Here is an 18,110-nt window from a genome sequence, read left to right as displayed (position 1 = left end):
TGGTGCTTCCGGGTGTCATCCGTCCGCCATCCGCTCCCCGAGCACCGCGCCGATCTCGGCCAGCGGCTTCGGGTGGATGATGCTGTTGTGGCCGTAGGCCATGGGACGGTTGTCGATCCGGCCGGTGCTGTACCTGCGCCAGCTGCGCGTCACGGTGTCCGCGTCGCGGTCGTCGCCGTCGGCGTGGAAGAGGATCAGGTCACCGTCGTACGGTTCGAGGGCGCCCGCGCGCAGCTTGACGTTGTTCGCCGCGATGGCGACGAGCGAGGTGATGCTCTCCTCCGTGAGGTTGCCCAGGGGGCTTCCCTCGCCGCGCAGGATCTCCAGGGCCCGGGTGCGGGTGAGTTCCCCGTCGTCGACGGACCCCTGGTACCCGGAGTCGGCGAGCAGCGCGCCGAGCATCTCCTTCTCGATGTTCAGGTCGTCGCCGAACTCCGGGTCGAGCTCCGGGTCCGCGGGCCAGGCGTCGATCATGGCGAGCACGCCGACCCGGTGGCCGCCGTCGGTCAGCCTGGTCGCCATGGCGTGCGCGATCACACCGCCGAACGACCATCCGAGCAGGTGGTACGGGCCTTCCGGCTGGATCTCCCGCACCTGCGCCAGGTAGTCGTCGGCCATCTCGTCCAGCGTGGCCGGCAGCGGCTCCTCGCCGTTCAGCCCGCGTGCCTGGATCCCGTAGACCGGGTGCCGGTCCGGCAGGCCGCCGAGCAGCCCGGCGTAGCACCAGCTGATACCGCCGCCGGGGTGCAGGCAGAACAGGGGGGCGGCGTCGCCGTCACGGCGCAGGGGCAGAAGCACCGCCAGGGGGTCCTGGTCCGTCGTCGGGGCGAGCTGTCCTGCCAGCCCGGCGATCGTCGGGTTCTCGAAGAGCGCGGCGATGGTCAGGTCCACTCCCAGCTCCGCGCGGAGCCGGTTGAGCAGCATGGCCGCGCGCAGCGAGTGCCCGCCGATGTCGAAGAAGTTGTCGTGGACGCCGATCTCCTCCAGGCCCAGCAGGTCGCACCAGATGGCGGTGACGGCCTCCTCGGCCGCGCTGCGCGGACGGCCGGCGGGCACGGAGGCCGTGGCGCCTGCGCCGTCCGCCTCGGCCAGGCGCCGTCGGTCGACCTCGCCGGTCCCGGTGACGGGTAGCTCGGCCACCACGGCGAACTCGCAGTTCGTACGGGCTCCGTAGCGGTCCTGGATGCCGAGGTCGCCGCGGCCCTCGTCGGCGGCCCCGGTGGTGCGGTAGCCGACGAGCCGGTGCAGTGCGGCGGTGGGGGTCAGCAGCCGGCCGGCCACCCACGGCGCGGTGTGGTCCAGGCCGATCAGCACCTGCGGGGCCGCGTGCCGCACGGCGACGTCGAGGGAGGCGACGCCCTGCCCGGGGGCGAGGATGCGGTAGCCGCGGGCCTCGGTGAGGGCCTTCAGCGCGTAGCCGCGGCTGAGGCCCAGCTCGTCCCACATGGTCCAGGCCAGGCTCTGGGCCCGCATGCCGTGTGCCGTCGACTGGTGCACCGCCAGGGTGTCCAGGAAGGCGTTGGCGGCGGCGTAGCCGGTCACGTTGGCGCCGCCGAAGAAGCCGTTGACCGAGGAGTAGGACAGGAAGCGGGCCCCCGGCCGGTCCTTGATCACGTGGTGCAGGACCGCGGCGCCGAGCACCTTGGCGCGGGTGACACCGGCCCAGTCGGCTTCGCCCGCCTCGGTCACCGGCGCCTCGTGGAAGTGCCCGGCGAGGTGCAGGACGGTGGCCGCACGCTCCGCGAAGCGTGTCTCGGCCTCCTGGACGGCCGCGCGCACGGCGGCCTCGTCCGTGACGTCGGCAGCCGCGTAGTGCACGGCGCCCAGGGTGCGCAGCCGGCGCAGCACGGCGAGCCGTTCGGCGGCTGGGCCACCGGAGGCGAGCACCTCGTCCCACGTTTCCTCGGCGGGGAGGGCCGTCCGGCCCAGCAGCAGCGGACGCACGCCGTGGACGGACATCAGGTGGGCCGCGGCCTCGGCGGCAAGGGCGCCCAGACCGCCGCTGATGACGACGAGTTCGCCGGGCCGGAACCCGGCGGCCGCGTCCGGAGCCACGGACAGCCGCTCGATGCGGCGCACCCAGCGCTCCCCGTCCCGCAGTGCCTGCTCGGGCTCGCTGTCGGCGGCGTCGAGGAGCTCCAGGAGCCGGTGCGCGAGCTGCGCGGGCTCCTCCGGCTCCGCGTCGATGTGCGTGGCGCGCAGCCACTCGTATTCCTGGCCGACGGACTTGACCACGCCTGCCGACGCACCCCGCTCGCACATCACCCGGTCGCCGTCGCGCACCCACTGGCTGTGGGTGGCGACCACGGTCAGGCCGACCGGACGGCCCGCGGAGTTGCTCCGGGCCACAGCGCCGACCAGTTCGGCGAGGGCGAGTGGCCCCCTGCGGTACGCCCCGGCCAGCTCTTCGGTGCCTGTCGGCAGTTCCTCGTACGGAGCGCAGCCGGTGAGGTGTACGACGCGGTCGGCGACGCCGTCCGCGGGCAGGTGTGCGGCGTCGGCGGGCACGACGGTGCAGTGCTCGCCGCGGTCGCGCAGCAAGCCGGCCAGGGCTTCGGCGACCCCGTGGCCGTCGGCGACGAGCAGGGTGCGGCCGGGTTCCGGCGTACGGGGCCGGGGCCCGGTGTTGGCCCGCCGCCACACCGGGCGGTGGAACCAGTTGGGCAGCGTCGCGTCGTGGTCTGTGGCGGCGCCGGTGCGCCGCAGTTCGGCCGCGAACTCCCCCGCCTCGAACTGCCGCCGCAGCAACGTCCGCTGGATCTTGCCGATCTCGGTCTTGGGGATGCGGTCGCGGGTGACGGGCACCAGGTAGGAGGCGTTGGCGCCGGCCTCGCGCAGGAGCTTGGCGCGGATCAGAGAGAGCGCCGCCGCCTCGTCCGCCCCGTCCTTGAGGCAGAAGAACAGGGCCAGTTCGTCCGTGGAGCTGTCGGTGCCGCGCACCGCGCACGCCGCGGTGAAGGACCGTTCGACCTCGTCGAGTTCCTCGGCGCACTCCTCCAGCTCGTGGCTGTGGAAGTTGTGGCCGTTGATGATGATGGCGTCCTTGGCACGCCCGGTGATCGTCAGCTTGCCGTTGCGGAGCACGGCGAGGTCGCCGGTCTCGAACCAGCCGTCCTCGGTGAACGACTCCGCGTTCTGCTCGGGGTTCAGGTAGTACCCGGAGGTGACGGCCGGGCCCTTGACCTGGAGCCGTCCGGGCATCCCTTCCCGGACGACGGCGTTCTCGCCGTCGACGATCCGCATGGTGAACCCGGGGAAGGGCGCGCCCACGCACACGAACTGGTCGTCGTCGCCGCTGCTCGCCACGTCGAAACGATCGTCGACCTCGCCCGAGGACGTCTCCGACATGCCCCACGCCGGGCGCATGGCCGTGCCGGGCAGCCCGAGCGGGGCCAGTGCCTCCATGAAGCGCCGGGTGACCCGGGGGACGATGGCCTCGCCGCCGTTGATGACGACGCGCAGGGCGCTCAGGTCCCAGTCCTGTCCGGTGAGCGCTTCGGCGCGCTCGGCGATCAGGCCGAAGGCGAAGTTCGGGGCCCAGGTGGTCGTCGCCCGGTGCTCGGACATCTTGGCCGGCCAGCGCAGCGGATCGGCGAGCACCCACTGGGTGGGCGCCTGGATCTGCCGGCAGCCGACGAATACGTCGCGGATGTGAGACATCACGATACCGCCGACGTGGTCCAGCGGCATCCAGTTGAAGGAGACGTCGTGCTGAGTGAGCCCGTAGACGTGCTGGGCGGCCACCGTCCTGGTCAGGACGTTGCGGTGGCGCAGCTCGACCGCCTTGGGGCGGCCGGTGCTGCCGGAGGTCAGCAGCAGCAGGACCAGCTCGTCGCCCTCGGCGGAGTGCCAGTCGGCCGCCGCCCGGCTGCCCCGTAGCTCGTCGATCACGGCGATACGGAGGTTGCGCCGGCCCAGCCTCTCTCCCATCGCGCGCAGCGGGCCGGCGAGAGCACGGTCCGTGAGCAGCAGCGGTTCCGAGAGCAGCGACCACGCGCCCGCCAGCTTGTTGGTGGCGGCGGTGTCCTCCGCGTAGGTGGGCGAGACGGCGAGGGGCACGGCGACGAACCCGCCGAGCACGCAGGCCCACAGGCCGGTGACGAAGTCCCGGTTACCGTCGAGCTGGAGGATCACCTTGTCGCCGGGGCGGGCGCCCGACGTGCGGAGCCCGCCGAGCACCCGGAACGCCTCGTCCCGCAGCGCGGCGTACGACTGGTGGTCCTCCTCCCCCTCGTGGGAGACGTAGACGATGCCGCCGGAGGCCGGGTCGTCGGCGACGCGGCGGAGCACCTCGGCGAGGTTGGCCGCGCCGGGGTCGAGCGCCGGTCCGCCGCTGCTGATCGCCGGTACGCCGGAGGGCTCCGGTGTACCCGCGCCGTCGGGGGCGCCGCCCGCGGCGGTGTCACGGGGGAGAGCCCGCAGATTGACGAAGTCGTCGGCCGTGGGCGCCGGGGTGCTCTCGGCCACCACCACGACGGCCGGGGCGTCGCGCTCGGACAGGGCCCGCTCCCACGCAGCGGCCAGCTCGTCGTCCAGGACGGGCAGTTCGCTCAGAGCCGCGGTGTCCACTCCGCCGCCAGGGGTACGCGGCAGGGTCGTCACGAACACCACCGCCGCCCGCGCGGCTCCGCCGGGCAGGGCCGCGCCGGCGGCCTGCGCGACGCGCTGCGCGGTCACCTGGCCGCAGCGGACGGCGTGGACGACGAGTTCGGTGTGCCCGGCCGCGGCGCGGCGTGCGACGACCGCGCACTCGGCCACCGCCGGCTCAGCCAGGACCGCCGCGGTCACCTCGGCCAGGTCCACGGGAATTCCGGCAACGACGGCGGTGCCGGGGAGGCGGCCGAGGACCTCCAGCTTGCCGTTGGCGGTGATCCTGCCGAGGTCACCGCTGGGCGCCCAGGAAGCGGGGGCTGCCCCGTCGGCGGGGCGGGCCAGGCCGGGGCCGCCCGCGTGCACCTCGGCGGGCACGCCGACCGGGACGGTGACGCCCCGCGCGTCCAGCACCCGCACCGCGCGCAGGGGCGTGAAGGGCACCGCCGTGTCCGCCGGTGCCGGGTCGGCCACACCGGCCGGTCCCGCCTGCGGGGTGGCGTACACCCAGCGCAGTACGGGGCCGAAACGGTCGTGGCAGCGCCGGGCGAGGGCGGGGGACGGCACCGGGGCCAGGCACAGCAGCGCCCGCGGCGCGCTGCCCGGTGCGTCCGTGGCCAGCAGGCCGGGCAGGTCGGAGTCGGCGGCGATCACCACGGTCGCCCCCTCGGGCGCACCAGGGCCTTCGGCGGCCGCCAGGCCCGCCCCGTGGCAGACCGGGAGCAGGGTCTCCCACACGGCGCGCTCCTGGCCCCACACCGCGTGCCGGGCGACGACGTCGTCGGCGGTCAGGGCACAGAGTCCGGCCAGCCGTGCCAGCCGGTCGGCGAGTCCCGCGTGATCGAGGACGAGCGGCCCGCCCGGCGCGTCCAGCACGAGGGCGGGCGCGGAACCGGCGGGCGGGCCGGGTGCCTCCGCCGTGTCCGCCGCGGTGTCCGGGGCGACGGCGTCCATCTCGACGGTGCCGAGGCCGTCGGCCCAGGCACCGGCCGTGTCCCCCCGGGTGAGCAGCAGGCCCGGCCCGGCCCGGCGGACCGAGCGGGCCAGCAGCGCCGGATCGTCCGAGGGGCCGAGGGGTACGCAGACGCCGCCCGCTTCCAGGACGGCGAGGGTGCCCACGAGCGCGTCGGCCGGGTCGGCGAGGTGGACGCCGACCCGGGTCCGCGGGGTCAGCCCGGACCGGCGCAGGCGGTCGGCCAGGGCGCTCACGCGCGCGGCGAGTTCCCGGTACGACAAGCGGGTGTTCCCCGTCCGCAAGGCCGTCGCGTCGGGGCGGTCCGCCGCCCGGACGGCGAAGAGCCGCGGCACGGTGGCGTCGGTGTCCGGCCCGGCGTCAGCGTCCTTTCCTGCGTCGGCGTCCGGCCCGGCGTCGGTACCGGCGACCGCGTCCAGGATCCGGTGGTCGTCCTCGGTGAGAAGGGACAGTTCTCCGACGGTCCGGGAGGGGTCCGCCAGTACGCCCTCGAACACCCGGGTGAGGTGGGCGGCCATGCGTTCCATGGTGGCGCGGTCGAACAGGTCGGTGCTGTAGACGAAGGAGCCGCGCAGCCGGTGGGGGTCGTCCCAGCAGTGGACCTCCAGGTCGAACCGGGCGGTGCCCTCTTCGACGGCGATCCGCTCGGCCTCCACGCCGTCCAGTTCGAAGCCGCCGAGTTCGTAGTTCTGGAGCGCGAACGTGACCTGGAAGAGCGGGTTGGCCCCGATGCCGCGCTGCGGGGCGACATCCTCCACGATCTTCTCGAACGGGATGTCGTCGTGCGCGTAGGCCCCCTGGCTCATCTCCCGTACACGGCTCAGAAGACGGGTGAAGGACGGGTTCCCCGCCAGGTCCGCACGCATCGGGAGGGTGTTGACGAACGAGCCGATGAGCGGCTGGGTCTGGGCGTCGTCGCGCCCGGCCATCGGGGTGCCGACGACGAAGTCGTCCTGCCCGGTGTAGCGGTGCAGCAGCGCGGAGACACCGGCGAACAGCGCCATGTACAGGGTGACGCCCTCGGACCGGCACATGTCCTTCAGCCGGGCCGTGAGCGTCTCGTCGAAGCCGAAGTCGAAGCGGGCGCCCGCGAACGAGCGGGCTTCGGGGCGCGGGCGGTCGGTGGCCAGGCGCAGTTCGGGCAGGTCGCCGCCCAGCCGGGCGCGCCAGTACTCCAGCCCTTCCTCCAGTGCCGGTCCGCGCAGCTGCTCGGCCTGCCACTCGGCATAGTCGCCGTACTGGATGGCCAGCTCGGGCAGGTCGGGGACGCCACCCGTCCGGCGTGCCCCGTACGCTTCGCCCAGCTCCTTGAGGAAGATCCCCAGGGACCAGCCGTCCACCACGATGTGGTGCATGGACAGGACGAGCAAGTGGTCGTCGTCCGCCGACCGCACCAGGACTGCGCGCAGCAGCGGACCGTTCTCCAGGTCGAAGGGCTCCTGGATCAGCGCGGTCAGCTGTTCGCGTACCGCGGGCACCTCGTGCGGCGCCGTACCGCCGGACGCCGTACCGGCTGCCTCGTGCACGGGAAGCGCGATGTCCACGGCGTCGGAGACGACCTGGCGGAGTTCCCCGTCGTGCTCGCGGAACGTCGTCCGCAGCGCCTCATGGCGCCGTACGACGTCGTTCAGCGCCGCACGGAGCCCGTCCGTGTCCAGTGCACCGCGGAGCCGGTGCACCATCGACACGTTGTAGAAGGCGCTGCGCGGGTTGAGGCGGTAGAAGAACCACAGTCCCTGCTGGGCGTAAGTGGCTGGGAACTCCAGGATGTCGGCCGCCTCGTCGGGGGCCGTCCGCACGTCGGTGGCGGGCTCCTGCGTCTCGCTCGTCGAAGCTGACGGCATGGGTGTACTCCTTGGCGGCTAGCACCCGGCTCTTCGCCGGTGATTCAGGATTCGGAAAGGGACTTCGGCGGTGGTGCGGGTCAGCCGGCCCGCCGCCCCCGGCGGGCGCTGCGGGCGATCCGGGGGGCGGGGGCCGAGTCCGCGCCGCCGCGCAGCGCGTCGGCCTCGGCCGCCATCGTCGCGACGGTGAGCTTTTCCATGAGCTTCTTCACCCGCAGTTCGACGCCCAGTTCGTCCCGCAGCCGCTTGACGAGCTGGAGCGCGAGCAGCGATTCACCACCGAGGTCGAAGAAGTTGTCGTCGGCACCGACGCCGTCGATGCGCAGGATCTCCTCCCAGTGCCGGGCAACGACGCGTTCGGTGTCCGTCGACGGGGCGCGGTGGGAGACGCCCAGGGCGGGCCGAGCCTGCCGGGCCGCGGCGGTCTGCTCCGGCGACGGGGCCCGGCCTGCCGCGCTCCGCACGACGGCTTCGGCGGCGTCCGTCGTGGGGCGGCGGCCGACGATGAGCGCGTGCGGGACCAGCGGCTGGTCCTCCCTCTCGTCGCTGAGGACCCGCACCCCGTCGAACCCCTCCGTGCCGAGCAGCTCCCGCCACCGGCCGGCCGGCACGACCGGGGAGTGGCGGCGCAGGTCGTCGGTGAACGCCCACCACTGGGGCAGTAGGCCCACGGACAGCTCGGACGCCCACGGCATCCGCACCGTCTCCACCGCGCACAGCACACCGCCGGGGGCCAGCATCTCCCGTATGGTGCGTACGCACTGCCGCAGGTCGGCGGGGACGTGCAGCACGTTGAAGGCCAGCACCACGTCGAACCCGCCGGGCGCGCCCGGTTCGGGAGCCCGGCCGATGTCCAGCACACCGAACGTCATGAAGTCGATGCCGCGCCGTGCCGCTTCGCGTTCGGCCTCCAGCACGAAGGACTGCCCCAGGTCGGTGACCCGGTACTCCACTCCTGGAATGCCCCGCAGTGCCTCGGCCACGGCCCAGGTCAGCCGCCCGCGTCCGGCGCCCGCCTCCAGAATCCGGAAGGGACGCCCGCCCGCCGCACGCGCCAGTTCCGCGACGTGTTCGGCCAGCAGGGTGCGGTACAGGCCGAAGTCGCCCTGTTCCATGTGGGTTTCGAGCACCTCGGCGGTCAGGTCCGTCCGACCGTCGGGGCTGAGCACCGCGGTGCCGTCGGTGTCGCCGCGCACCACGTCCGCGTAGTGGGCCAGGCAGGTGTCGAGGAGTTCCAGGTCCTTCGCGAGCGAGGGATGCCGTTCGACGACGGACTTCGCGAGCCGCTCCTGCTCCGGGGCGTCGTCACCGCTGCCGGTGAACCGCAGTTCCGTGCCCTCCCTGGCCAGCACCCCCGACTCCTGGAGCATGTGCAGCAGCGCGTCCAGCAGCTCGCGGTACGGGCCGGCGGGGCGGAAACGGCCGATCAGGTCCTCGGGCGTGTACGTGCGGCCGGGCGTGGTGTCCACGCCTGCCGACCGCAGGAACGCGGTGGCCCGAAGGGCGGCGAGGAGGTCGAAGTCGGCACGCAGCCGCGGCGGGACGGTGGACACCGGGGCGTCCCGCCTCAGCCGTCGTTCGGCCTCCGCGAGGTCCCGTTCCGTGCCAGGGCCGGTGCGGGGCCCGGCGGGGGCGCCGGACCGTACTTCGTCCAGCCAGTACCGCTTGCGTTCGAAGGGGTATCCGGGCAGCGGCACCCGGCGGCCGTCGGCGCCGTTCTCCTCGTCCCACGTCAGGCGGGCGCCGAGCTGCCAGAGCCGGCCGAGCGCGGTGAGCAGCACCTGCTGGTCGTGCTGGTCGGCGCGCGGGTGGCGCATGGTCTCCACCGTCGGCACGGTGTCGTCGAACCGCATACGCGCACACCGGGTGAGGATCCGGCCCGGCCCCACCTCGACCAGGACGGGTTCCTTGCCCGCGCACAGCTCCTCCAGGCCTTCGGCGAAGCGCACGGTCGACCGGGTGTGCCGCAGCCAGTACGCGGGGCTGGTCGCTTCCTCGGCGGTGATCCACGTGCCGGTGACGTTGGAGACGAAGGGGATCGCCGGAGGGTGGAGGGTGACCTTGGCGAGCGCGGCCGCGTAGTCGTCGAGGACGGCGTCCAGCATCCACGAATGCACGGCGCTGGGGAAGTGGACCCGCTGGTACTCGACGCCGTCGGCGTCCCAGCGTGCCTCCAGCTCCCGGATCTCGTCCTCCGGGCCCGACACGGTGCTCAGCGCCGGGGCGTTGACGGCCGCCAGGGACACCCGGCCGGTGAGGTAGGCGCCGAGGTCCCGCTCGCCGAGCGAGACGCTCACCGCGACCCCGCCGGCGCGTTCCAGCAGCCACTGCCGTTTGGCGACCAGCGGCAGCACGTCCTCCAGGGACAGCACGCCGGCCAGGCAGGCGGCGGTGTACTCGCCCGCCGAGTGCCCGATGAGCGACTGCGGACGGACGCCCTTGGACATCAGCAGGGTGGCGAGGGAGTACTCGGTCGCGACCAGTCCGGGCAGCAGGCTCGACCGGGGGCCCTCCTCCCCGCGGTGCAGCGTGGCGCGCACGTCGAAGCCGAGTACAGGCTCCAGGATGGCGGCGCAGCGGTCCAGTGCCTCGCGGAACACCGGTTCGGTCTCGTACAGTCTCCGTCCCATGCCCTCGTACTGCGCGCCGCCGCCCGGGAAGAGGAAAGCGACGGGCCGCTCGGTCAGATCGGCGGGCGGGGCGGCGGGTGCCGGGGTGCCGAGCAGTGCCACGGCCTCGTCCCGGTCGCGGCACACCGCGAAGCGGCGGTACGGGAAGGCTCGGCGGCCTTCGCGGAGGGTGTGCGCCACATCCCGGAGGCCGAGGCCGGAGGTGCGGGCGAGGTGGTCGCCCAGGAGGGTGCCGAAGAGGTCGGCCGCCACGTCGGACTTGGCCGACCACGGCAGCAGGTACCAGCCGTCGCCGGTTCCGGCCGCCGGAGTGGCGGGGGGCTCCTCCAGGATGGCGTGGGCGTTCGTCCCGCCGATGCCGAACGAACTGACCGCCGCCCGCCGTGGCGCCGGCCCGGCCGGCCACTCGGTCAGCTGGTCGTTGACGCGGAAGGGGGAGGCCTCGAAGTCGATGAGCGGGTTGGGAGCGGTGTAGTGGAGGGTGGGCGGGATCTGTCCGTGCTCCACCACCAGGGCGGCCTTGATCAGGCCCACCACGCCCGCCGCGGCGTCGGTGTGCCCGATGTTGCTCTTGGCCGAGCCGAGGGCGCAAAAGCCCGTACGGCGGGTGGTCTCCGCGAACGCCTGGGTGAGCGCGGTGACTTCGATCGGGTCGCCGACCGGGGTGCCCGTGCCGTGGGCCTCCACGTAGCCGATGGTCCCGGCGTCGACCTCGGCGGCCGCGTGGGCGGCGAGGATGACCTCGGCCTGGCCCAGCGGGCTGGGCGCGGTGAAGCCGACCTTGCGGCTGCCGTCGTTGTTGACCGCGGTGCCCTTGATCACGGCACGGACGCGGTCGCCGTCGGCCACCGCGTCGGTCAGGCGTTTGAGGACGACCACGGCCGTGGCGTCGCCGGGGACCATGCCCTCGGCCCGCGCGTCGAAGGCCCGGACGTGGCCGTCGGGCGAAAACGGGCCGTCGGGCGTGTAGCGGTAGCCGCGCCGGGCGGCCGGGTTGACCGACGACCCGCCGGCCAGCGCCACGTCACAGCGGTAGGACAGCAGGTCCTGGCAGGCCAGGTGGACGGCGGTGAGCGAGGTGGAGCACGCTGTCTGGACGGTCAGCGCGGGGCCGGTCAGGTTCAGCGCGTAGGCGACGCGGGTGGCGAAGACGCCGGGGTCGTTGCCCATGGACGCCGACCAGGCCCGCAGCGGCTCGTCCGCCTCGTCGAAGCGCGGGCGTACATGGGACAGGTAGTACCTGCTCTGGCTGGCCCCGCCGTAGACGCCGATCATCCCGTCGAAGCGGTCGGGGTCGTGCCCCGACTGCTCCAGCGCGTGGTGGCAGACCTCCAGGAAGAGGCGCTGCTGCGGGTCCATCAGCTCGGCCTCGTCGGCCCGCAGGCCGAAGAAGTCCGCGTCGAAGAGGTCCGCTCCGTCCACGGCTGCGGCGGCCTTGACGTGGTACGGGTCGTGGAGCGCGGCGGGGTCGCCGCCCGCAGCGAGGAACTCCTGCTCGCCGACCGGCCTGACGGACTCCTCGCCGGCCACCAGGTTGGCCCAGAACTCCGCCACGTCGCGGGCCCCCGGGAAGCGGCCCTCCATCGCGATGACGGCGATGTCCAGGTCCCGCACCGTACGAGAGTCGTCAGCCATTGCGCTGCGTTCCCTTTCCGTTCCTGTTGGCGGCCCGGCGGGCCATGGCCTTGTGCTGGAGTCCGGCCCGCTGCCGGGCGCGGTCGGCGTGCTCGCGCGGTGCCGACGGCCCGCCGCTGTCGCCGGCCGACAGGTGCGCGGCGAGCGTGGCCACCGTGGGGTGGGCGAAGAGGTCCACGACCGGGACGGGGCGCCCCAGCTCGCCCGTGAGCCGCTGCTGCACGGCGATCAGCGACAGCGAGTGGCCGCCGATGTCGAAGAAGTTGTCCTGCGCGCCGACCTGCTCCAGGCTCAGCACCGCGCACCACGCCTCGGCTATGCGGCGCTCCAGTCCCTCGCCGGGGGCGACGTACGAGGCCGTGCCGGCCGCCCAGGACACGGGGCGCGCGGCCAGGGCGACCCGGTCGATCTTCCCGGACTGCGTGAGCGGCATCGCGTCCAGCGTGACGACGATGGACGGGACCATGTAGTCGGGAAGCGAGGTGGCCAGCCACGCGCGAAGGCCGCGCGGTCCGGCGGCGCCGGGGGCGGCCGTCACGTAGGCCACGAGGCGCTGGTCGCCGGGCCGCTGCGCGCCGACCACGACCGCCGCCTGGGCTACGTCCTCGTGAGCGCTCAGCGCTTCTTCGGTCTCGCCCAGTTCGACGCGGAAGCCCCGGATCTTGACCTGGTCGTCGGCCCGGCCCAGGAACTCCAGCCGGCCTCCGGGGCGCCAGCGGGCGAGGTCCCCGGTGCGGTACATGCACGAGCCCGGCGGCCCGAACGGGTCGGCCACGAACCGGACGGCGGTGAGGTCGGCGCGGCCCAGGTAGCCGCGTGCCGTGCCGGGCCCCGACACGTACAGCTCGCCCTGCACGCCCGGCGGAACCAGCCGCAGGTCGCGGTCCAGGACGTAGAGGCGCGTGTTGACCGAGGGCGGGCTGATCGGCAGCTGTCCCGAGTCGGTCAGCGGGGGACTGATCGCGCAGGAGACCGTGATCTCCGTGGGGCCGTAGGAGTTGACCATCCGACGGCCGCGCGACCACCGGGCCACCAGGTCGGCCGGGGTGGCTTCACCGGCCACGACAATGGTGGTGGTGGGCGGCAGGCCGCCTTCCACGGGCAGCATCGCCAGCACCGACGGCGGCAGCGTCACATGGGTGATGTCCTGGGCCGCGGCGAGTTCGGACAGTTCGGGGCCGGGCATCAGGCGCCAGGCCGGGGCCAGGACCAGCGTGCCGCCCGTGAACAGGGCCATGGCGACGTCCCAGAAGGCCGCGTCGAAGCTCGCGGTGGCGAACTGGAGCACCCGGTTGTCCGGGCCGACGGCACACCGCTCGATCTGATTCGCGAGCAGGCTGGGGATGCCGCGGTGGCAGACTACGACGCCCTTGGGCCGCCCGGTGGACCCCGAGGTGTAGATGACGTACGCGGGGTGCGCGGGGCACAGGGGTGAGCGGCGCTCGTCGTCCGTCAGGTCGGTGGCGGGCAGGTCCGCGACGCGGGCCGCGGTCACCGGGGCGTCGAGGACGACCGGGGTGACCGAGCCGGGGAGCACGTGGGCGGCTTCGGTAGTGGTGAGCACCTGGGCCGGCTTCGCGTCCTCCAGCATGTAACGGATGCGGTCGGCCGGGTAGTCGGGGTCCACGGGGAGGTAGGCCGCACCCGCCTTGAAGACGGCGAGCATGCCGGTCACCATCTCCAGTGAGCGCGGCACCGCCAGTGCCACCACGTGCTCGGGTCCGACGCCCTGGGAGACGAGGTGGCGGGCCAGCCGGTTGGCGTCGGCGTTCAGCTCGGCGTAGGACAGCCGGTCGCCCTCGAAGACGGTGGCGGTCTTGTCCGGTACGAGCTTCACCTGTGCCTCGAACAGCTGGGGCGCGGTCGCGTCCGCCGGCTCACGCCGTGGCCCCTGCCATCCGTTCAGCAGGTCGTCGAGCTCCCGGGGAGTGAGGATCGCCAGCCGGGCGACGGGGGTGCCGGGGGCGTCGGCCGCGGACTCCAGCAGCAGCACCAGGCGTGTCAGCAGCTGTTCCGCCGTCTCCCGGTCGAAGAGGTCCCCGCTGTACTGGAGCGAGCAGTCGACGCCCCCGGGAGCCCGGTCCGCCCCGGTCTCCTCCGCGAAGACGAAGGAGAGGTCGAAGCGCGACGTGTCGGTGTCGCCCGGCTCCACGCGAGCGGTGAGCCGGGGCATGCCGGTGATGTCCCGCGCCGGTTCGCGCATGGCCAGCATCACCTGGAAGAGCGGGTGCCGGGCCAGCGACCGGGGAGGGTTGAGGACGTCCACCAGCCGGTCGAAGGGCAGGTCCTGGTGTTCGTAGGCTGCCACGTTGGTGGCGCGGACCCGGTCGAGGAGGTCGCGGAAGGCCGGGGCGCCGGAGGTGTCTGTACGCAGGACGAGGGTGTTGACGAAACAGCCCACGAGGTCGTCCAGCGCTTCGTCGCCGCGGCCCGCGACGGGGGTGCCGAGCGGGATGTCGTCGCCCGCGCCCAGTCGGCTCAGCAGGGCGGCGAGTCCGGCCTGGAGCACCATGAAGAGGGTGGCGCCGTGCTCCCGCCCCAGGTGCAGCAGCCGGGCGTGGAGCGCGGCGTCGATCCGGTGGCCGACCGTGCCGCCGGTGTATCCGGCCGTCAGCGGTCGGGGCCGGTCGCCGGGCAGCGCAAGCTCCTCGGGCAGGTCCGCCAGCCGCTCGGTCCAGTAGGCGGCCTGCCGGGCCATGCGGCTGCCGGGGGACCGCTCATCACCCAGTACGTCGCGCTGCCAGAGGCTGTAGTCGGCGTACTGCACGGGAAGGGGGGCCGGCCACGAGGGCCCGTGGCCCTCGCAACGGGCCGCGTAGGCGGTGGAGAGGTCCTCGGTGAACGGTGTGACGGACCAGCCGTCCGCGACGATGTGGTGCATGACCACGAGGAGGGTGTGTTCGTCCGTGCCGGTGCGGAACAGGGTGGCGCGTAGCGGGAGTTCGCTCTCCAACGAGAAGCCTTCGGACAGCGCCTCGCGCACTCGTTCCGGCTGCTCTTCGGGGCTGCACTCGACGAGGGCTGGCTCAATGCGGCAGGCGTCGGTGGGCCTGATGTGCTGGTACGGGACACCGGCGGTCTGCGGGAAGACGGTCCGCAGGCTCTCGTGCCGGGCGATGACGTCTCCCAGCGCGCTGTCGAGCGCCGCCCTGTCGAGCGGCCCCGACAGTCGTACCAGCAGGGGGACGTTGTAGGTGGCGGACAGGCCCTCGACCTGGTTGAGGAACCAGAGCCGGCTCTGGGCGAAGGACAGTGGCACCGTTCCCGGGCGCGGCACCGGCCGCAGGGCGGGCACCTCCGGGTCCGCGTCGCCGATCAGGGCCGTTACACCGGCGACCGTCGGGTTGCCGAAGAGCGCGCCGATGGCGAGTTCGACGCCGAGTTCGGTGCGGACGCGGCTGATCAGTCTGGCGGCGAGCACCGAGTGGCCGCCCAGATCGAAGAAGTTGTCCTGCGCGCCGACCGCGGGCAGGCCGAGGATCTCCGCGAACAGCGTGCCGACGACCGCTTCCCGCGAGGCGCCTTCGGCCGCTGCCGGGGTGCCGGGTGCGGCGGGCGCGGGAAGGGCCCGCTGGTCGAGCTTGCCGTTCGCGGTCAGGGGCAGGGCGTCGAGCAGCTGCACGGCGGAGGGGACCATGTGGGCGGGCAGGAGCCGCGCGGCGTGCCGCCGCATCCCGGCCGTGTCGGCCGGTGCCCCGGCGACGGGCACCGCGTAGGCCACCAGGCGCTTGTCGCCCGGCCGGTCCTCTCGTACGACGACCGCGGCCCGGGCGATGTCGGGGTGGCGTTCGAGGGCGGCTTCGATCTCGCCGGGCTCGATGCGGAACCCGCGGATCTTCACCTGGCTGTCCGCACGCCCGAGGTAGCACAGGCTCCCGTCGTCGAGCACGCACGCCAGGTCGCCGGTGCGGTACATCCGGCTGCCGGGGGCGCCGAAGGGGTCGGCCACGAAGCGCTCGGCAGTCAGGCCGGGGCGTCCGAGGTACCCCCGCGCCAGGCCCGGACCGGCCACGTACAGCTCGCCCGTGGCGCCTTCGGGCACCGGCCGCAGCTCGCGGTCCAGCACATACACGCCGAGGTCCGGGACCGGCTCGCCGATCAGGCTGCCCCGGGCGGCGTCTGCCGTCCCGCGGTCGAGGGCGGCGTACGTGACGTGCACGGTGGTCTCGGTGATCCCGTACATGTTGACCAGACGCGGCGCGTCGTCGCCGTGGCGTGCGTACCAGTCCTTGAGCCGGTGGGACTCCAGCGCTTCGCCGCCGAAGACGACGTAGCGCAGCGCCGAGCGCCGGAGGAGGGCGGGGTCTTCCCGTTCGGCGGCGATGAGCTGGTAGAACGCTGAGGGGGTCTGGTTGAGGACGGTGACCTGCTCCCGTACGAGCAGCCGCAGGAATTCCGCGGGTGACCGGCTGGTGTCGAAGGGCACCACCACCAGCCGCCCGCCGTGCAGCAGCGGCCCCCAGATCTCCCACACGGAGAAGTCGAACGCGTAGGAGTGGAAGAGGGTCCACACGTCGTCGGGGCCGAAGCCGAACCAGTGGTCCGTCTGCTGGAAGAGGCGCAGGACGTTGTGGTGCGTGACCATGACGCCCTTGGGTCGGCCGGTCGACCCGGAGGTGTAGATGACGTAGGCCAGGCTGTCCGGGTCCGCCGTGGCCGGGCGTTCGGCGTCGGTCAGGGCGTCGCCGGACAGTCCGCTCAGCTCGGCGGCGACGGCCGGGTCGTCCAGCGGCAGCGGGGCGGCGGCGCCGCGGACGCGGTCGGCTCCTTCCGCGTCGCAGAGCACCAGCGCCGGAGCGGCGTCCTCCAGCGTGGACCGCAGCCGGTCGGCGGGGTACTGGGGGTCGAGCGGCAGATAGCCGGCGCCTGTTTTGAGGACGGCGAGCAGCGCGGTCAGCAGGCCGGCGCCGCGCGGCAGGGCCAGGGCGGCCAGCCGGCCGGGGCCCAGGCCCCGGTGGACGAGCAGCCGCGCGAGGCGGTTGGCGCGTGCGTCGAGCTCTTGGTAGGTGAGGCGGGTGGTGCCACTGGTGACCGCGACGCGGCCGGGCGTGCGCGCCGCCTGGGCCTCGAACGCCCCGTGCAGGGTGGCGCCGCGCGGCGCGGACTCCGGTGCGGGGCGGGCGGGGGGACGCGGGCCGGTGGCGGGGATCGCCACCCCGGCGAGCGGGGTGCCGGGGTCTGCTTCGGCCAGCGCGGAGAGAAATCCGGTGAACCGGCGGTGGTGAGCGGCCAGTGACGCTTCGTCGTAACGTTCGGGGTTGGCTTCGAAGGCGACGGTGAGATCACCGGTCCCCGGGTCCTCGCCGATGACGACGGACAGGTCGTCGACGGGCCCCGGGGCGACGGTGGTGGCGGTCGCCCGGTCGCCGGCGAAGTCCAGTTCCCTGTCGTAGTACTTGATATTGACCAGAGGGCCGGTCACCTGCCGTCCGACCAGGGCGAGGTCGCGCAGGACGTCCTCGCCGCGGTAGCGCTGGTGGCGGCGCAGCTCGCGCAGCCGGCCGGCGGCCCCGTCCAGCAGGTCACCGACGGTGGCGCCCCGGGGCACCGGCAGCCGCAGGGGCAGGATATTGACGACGACACCCGGCGTCTTGGCCGCGGCCCCCCACCGGCCGGCGACGGGAAGCCCCAGCGTGATGTCCTCGGCCTGTGTCATGCGATGCAGATAGCCGGCGAGCGCCGCGATCACGAGTCCGGCCCGGTCCGCGTTCTGCCCGGCCTCCGGCGCGCCGACCCGTACGGGCCCGGCGGTGAGGAGGCCGACCGCCGGCCCGTCGAAGGGGCGCCGGGCCAGGGTCACGGCATCCGGGACGCCGGCCATGCGGCGCGACCAGTGGGCGCGATCGGCTTGGAAGCGGTCGGAAGACCGGTAGTCCGCCTCGGAGGCGAGCAGGCCGTCGAGGGTGCCGAACCACCGGGGGCGCGGCTCTTCCGCGGCCCCCAGGGCCGTGTAGACCTCGGCGGTGCGCGCGGCCAGGAGCTGGAAGCCGTAGCCGTCCAGGGCGGTGTGGTGGCAGCGCAGGTACCAGCGGAACCGGTTCGGCCCGAGGACGAGCAATGCGTTGCGGAACAGCGGTCCGCGCAGCAGGTCCACGGGGGTGGCGGCGTCCTCGCGCATCCACCGCCCGGCCGCGTCCGCCGGGTCCGCCTCCGCGCTCAGGTCCACGACGTCCAGTACCGGGTCCGTGAGCGGGGCCGGTATCTGCGACGGCTGCCCGTCGTGCACGGTGAACCGCACGTGGAGTGCGTCCGTTTCGGCCAGTGCGCACCGCAGCGCCCGCCGGAGGCGGGCCGCGTCGGCAGGTGCTTCGACCTCGACGTACTGGGCCGTGTTGTAGGCCGCGTTGGAAGGATTGACCTGCTGGGCGAACCAGACGCCGAGCTGGGCCCCGGTGAGCGGCCGGCGCTCCTCTTCCCGATCGCGCATGCTTGAGACTT

At 73.8% G+C, this 18,110-nt stretch carries 3 protein-coding genes; all 3 read right to left on the bottom strand.

The window, feature by feature from the left end:
- Nucleotides 1–15 precede the first annotated feature (15 nt).
- The gene (locus A6A06_RS29095) at nucleotides 16–7,407 is read right to left on the bottom strand and encodes an alpha/beta fold hydrolase (RefSeq protein ID WP_073765052.1); all 7,392 of its coding nucleotides are present in this window, start codon (nucleotides 7,405–7,407) and stop codon (nucleotides 16–18) included.
- A gap of 80 nt (nucleotides 7,408–7,487) precedes the next feature.
- A complete protein-coding gene (locus A6A06_RS29090) occupies nucleotides 7,488–11,672 on the bottom strand; it encodes a type I polyketide synthase (protein ID WP_073765049.1) in 4,185 nt (1,394 codons plus the stop codon).
- The gene (locus A6A06_RS29085; protein ID WP_073765047.1) at nucleotides 11,665–18,099 is read right to left on the bottom strand and encodes a non-ribosomal peptide synthetase; all 6,435 of its coding nucleotides are present in this window, start codon (nucleotides 18,097–18,099) and stop codon (nucleotides 11,665–11,667) included. Before A6A06_RS29085 ends, A6A06_RS29090 begins: the two co-directional genes overlap by 8 nt.
- Nucleotides 18,100–18,110: the final 11 nt, after the last annotated feature.

It is taken from the genome of Streptomyces sp. CB02923 (genome assembly GCF_001905005.1).
Lineage (GTDB): Bacteria > Actinomycetota > Actinomycetes > Streptomycetales > Streptomycetaceae > Streptomyces.
This window is presented reverse-complemented; position numbering and strand designations above follow the sequence as displayed.

What these genes read in the sequence shown, in the direction of transcription:
- A6A06_RS29085 (WP_073765047.1), bottom strand. Translation starts at nt 18,099, where the DNA reads ATGCGCGATCGGGAAGAGGAGCGCCGGCCGCTCACCGGGGCCCAGCTC.
- A6A06_RS29090 (WP_073765049.1), bottom strand. Translation starts at nt 11,672, where the DNA reads ATGGCTGACGACTCTCGTACGGTGCGGGACCTGGACATCGCCGTCATC.
- A6A06_RS29095 (WP_073765052.1), bottom strand. Translation starts at nt 7,407, where the DNA reads ATGCCGTCAGCTTCGACGAGCGAGACGCAGGAGCCCGCCACCGACGTG.